The 2,648-nt window shown below is 39.2% G+C and carries 4 protein-coding genes and 1 pseudogene; 2 read left to right on the forward strand and 3 right to left on the reverse strand.

Annotation, left to right across the window (positions count from 1 at the left end; all coding sequences use genetic code 11):
* Positions 1-190: 190 nt before the first annotated feature.
* Together F6K13_RS27640 and F6K13_RS27645 are read right to left on the reverse strand one after the other, a co-directional pair.
* Positions 191-499, reverse strand: a pseudogene (locus tag F6K13_RS27640) (zinc ribbon domain-containing protein); the annotation flags it as partial.
* 16 nt (positions 500-515) lie between these two features.
* Positions 516-845, reverse strand: coding sequence for a transposase (locus tag F6K13_RS27645; RefSeq protein ID WP_287289085.1), 330 nt, complete (start codon positions 843-845; stop codon positions 516-518).
* A 204-nt stretch (positions 846-1,049) separates the two neighbouring features.
* Here F6K13_RS27645 and F6K13_RS35470 point away from each other — a divergent pair, with 204 nt between their 5' ends.
* On the forward strand, positions 1,050-1,352 hold the full coding sequence (locus tag F6K13_RS35470) for a hypothetical protein (RefSeq protein WP_124143046.1): 303 nt from the start codon (positions 1,050-1,052) through the stop codon (positions 1,350-1,352).
* A 152-nt stretch (positions 1,353-1,504) separates the two neighbouring features.
* Here F6K13_RS35470 and F6K13_RS35475 read toward each other — a convergent pair whose 3' ends face one another.
* Positions 1,505-1,762, reverse strand: a complete 258-nt coding sequence (locus F6K13_RS35475; RefSeq protein WP_124143045.1) for a helix-turn-helix domain-containing protein — start codon at positions 1,760-1,762, stop codon at positions 1,505-1,507.
* A 152-nt stretch (positions 1,763-1,914) separates the two neighbouring features.
* Between F6K13_RS35475 and psb28 the strand changes: the two genes are divergently transcribed.
* Positions 1,915-2,250 (forward strand): photosystem II reaction center protein Psb28, encoded by a 336-nt coding sequence (gene psb28, locus F6K13_RS27655; protein WP_124143044.1) that lies wholly within the window; start codon positions 1,915-1,917, stop codon positions 2,248-2,250.
* Positions 2,251-2,648: the final 398 nt, after the last annotated feature.

The raw sequence follows: 2,648 nt of genomic DNA on the forward strand, positions 1-2,648 counted from the left end.
GTTAGAAGAAATTCTGTTTGAGCGTTGTCAAGTTCTTTTAACACAGCAATTTGCAATCAAGGCTATAACCCAGTACCATTGGTGGCCGAAAATTCAGGTTTAATTACTCCGATGCTACCGGATTTGATATGACATCCTCTCTGGTCTAAAGACGCGGAGATTCCTACCGAACCTTAGTTCTTCGGCGAGTTTACGTTTTGCTAGCGCAAAGCTCCGCTAATACAGGGTGCTGCTTCCTTGGCGGTAGTCTGATGCTTCCCTCCACGTCTGTTTTGAGTCTCCGCAATTTGCAGCTCCTCCTCCGGAGGCATGTCCAAGGAGCGACTAATATATTTATTGCTGCATTTTCATCCTGGTCGTGTTTAGCTCCACAACCCAGACACTCCCATTCTCCTACTTTCAGGTCTAATTTCCCACCAGGAAAACGGCAACATGAACACACTTGGGTAGTCGCCTCCCAACAACTAATTACTCTTAGCTCACGACTGTACTTTTCTGCTTTTCCTTCTAACTAATCAGGTACGAAATTGTCTCCAGCCTAAATCACTTATGGCTCTGGACAATTTCCGGTCTCTTGGTGCGCGTTCCCTCTCTTGGTCGGCGTTCCTATGGCGAGGAGACCGTTCCCTACAATCCCGGAACGGGAACGCCGGGTTCCGACCGCTTGCGACTGGTGTCGTCGCGGGGTAGCACCGCTTCTTAATCATACCAGAAACGTTTCCTTCGGAATGCTTCGCAAACAAATCTTCCAGAATAATTGTTTGGTTTTCACGAATTATTTCAGTGGATAATTTATGTAGAAAATCGGTTCTAGTGTCTTTTAATTTGGCATGTTTGCGTAGCATGACCTAGGAAAATTTAGCCACCCTAAGTCTGGCTTTTTCGTATCTTTTAGATCCTTGAGTTTTCTTAGATAATGATTTACTGAATTTCCTATATTTTTTAATTCGTTTTTTTAATAGAGTTGTTGGGAAATAACAATTGAACAATGCTCAAAACCTTATAGAATAAGCTTTTCATGATTCTAGAACTGAAAAACGCTATAAACTTTGACCAATAACGGTTTTAGCCATTTTTTTAGCTTAATTCCCAACAACTCTAATGGTTTTGGCGCATCTACTTTTTCACCATTACTGAATGTGGCAAAAGTTTTGATTCCTAAATCTATGTCTACTGAATTTCTAAATTTTAGTAGTATTTGCGGTGGAATTTCTACGACAAAACTCAGAAAATATCTGTTAGCTGCATCTTTGATGACTGTTACTGATGATGGTTATCCTGGTAAAGGTCTTGACCAGACTACTTTGAAAAACCCTATTTTCGCTAAGTATACTTTGTCTTCATGTACTTGAAAACCTCTTAAGGTAAACCTAGCAGTTTGTCTTGACCTTCGCTTTTTGAATTTGGGAGGTTTAATCGCTTTACCTTTTCTTTTACCTAGGGACATTGCATGCAAGGTCCGTACACTAAAAAAGTTTTGGTAAGCCTGGTTTAAATCATTTAATCATTGTTGTAATGGGACTACAGAAACTTCTGACAACCATTCTCTATTTTCTGTTTTTTTTGCTTGAGTAATAAAGAGTTTTTGTAGTTCAGAGTTACTTGGTTTTTTCTCACCTAAAATATACTTTTCCTGATAGCAAGCTAGGCTATCGTTCCAGATTGTGCGGACACAACCAAATAGCTTTGCTAATCGGTGTTTTTGTCCAACTGTTGAATCAATTCGATATTTGTACCTGGCTTTAATTATTATCGTTTTCAACTAACAATGATATAGCATATTTGTGGGTATCAAATCAAATCAAAAGTCCCCCTAGAAGGGGAAGGCGTAACTACCCAGTTTTTCGGTGAAACTCGATCAGATTGTGTTTATAATAATACTTTAACGATTGCTTAAGGATTAAAAAGATACTGATGACTGCAATTCAATTTATTCAAGGTGTTGATGAAGAGGCTATACCAGAAGTACGTCTAACCCGTTCTCGTAGCGGTAATCAAGGAACAGCTACATTTATTTTTGAGAATCCTAAGGCTTTAGGCCAAGATGTTACTGAAGATATTACAGGAATGTATATGATTGATGAAGAAGGCCAAATTACCAGTCGCGAAGTTAAGGCCAAATTTATCAATGGTGAGCCGAAAGGGCTAGAGGGACTTTATGTGATGAAATCTAAAGAAGATTGGGACCGTTTTATGCGGTTCATGGAGCGTTATGCTAAAGATCATGGTTTAGAATTTAATCAGGCTTGATTTGTTCCCCAGACCAGTAAGTAACTTTTGAGTCTGGGGCTAACTGCTAAAAGTGAAGTGCCCATAAAGATATCTCTGAAAAAGGTGGTCTTATACCAATTTGATAAATGTTTGCTACAAATCGCTTGGTCATTTATTAGTTAGGTAGGACTCAGGTAGGGTAGCAGTCGAATTGGCAACGTACAAGAGTCAGAATTAATAGCTTTGATATCGTTATGTAAATCCTATATTATTTTTTAGTCCGTGTTGTCAATATTTGTTAAGACTGCCAAGGATTTAAAAGCAGTGAACCATAGGACTCATTAAATCCAAAGTGGAATTTTAAGGGTGTACCCATGACAAGGGACGTTTAAGAGAGGAGCCGTGATGAGGTGAAAGTCTCACGTCCGGTTCTGAAG

Origin of the sequence: Okeania sp. SIO2B9 (assembly GCF_010672505.1) — a bacterium.
Classification (GTDB): Bacteria; Cyanobacteriota; Cyanobacteriia; order Cyanobacteriales; family Microcoleaceae; genus Okeania; species Okeania hirsuta.

Coding starts and splice junctions, on each gene's coding strand:
- F6K13_RS27645 (WP_287289085.1), bottom strand. CDS start 845: ATGCTACGCAAACATGCCAAATTAAAAGACACTAGAACCGATTTTCTA.
- psb28 (WP_124143044.1), top strand. CDS start 1,915: ATGACTGCAATTCAATTTATTCAAGGTGTTGATGAAGAGGCTATACCA.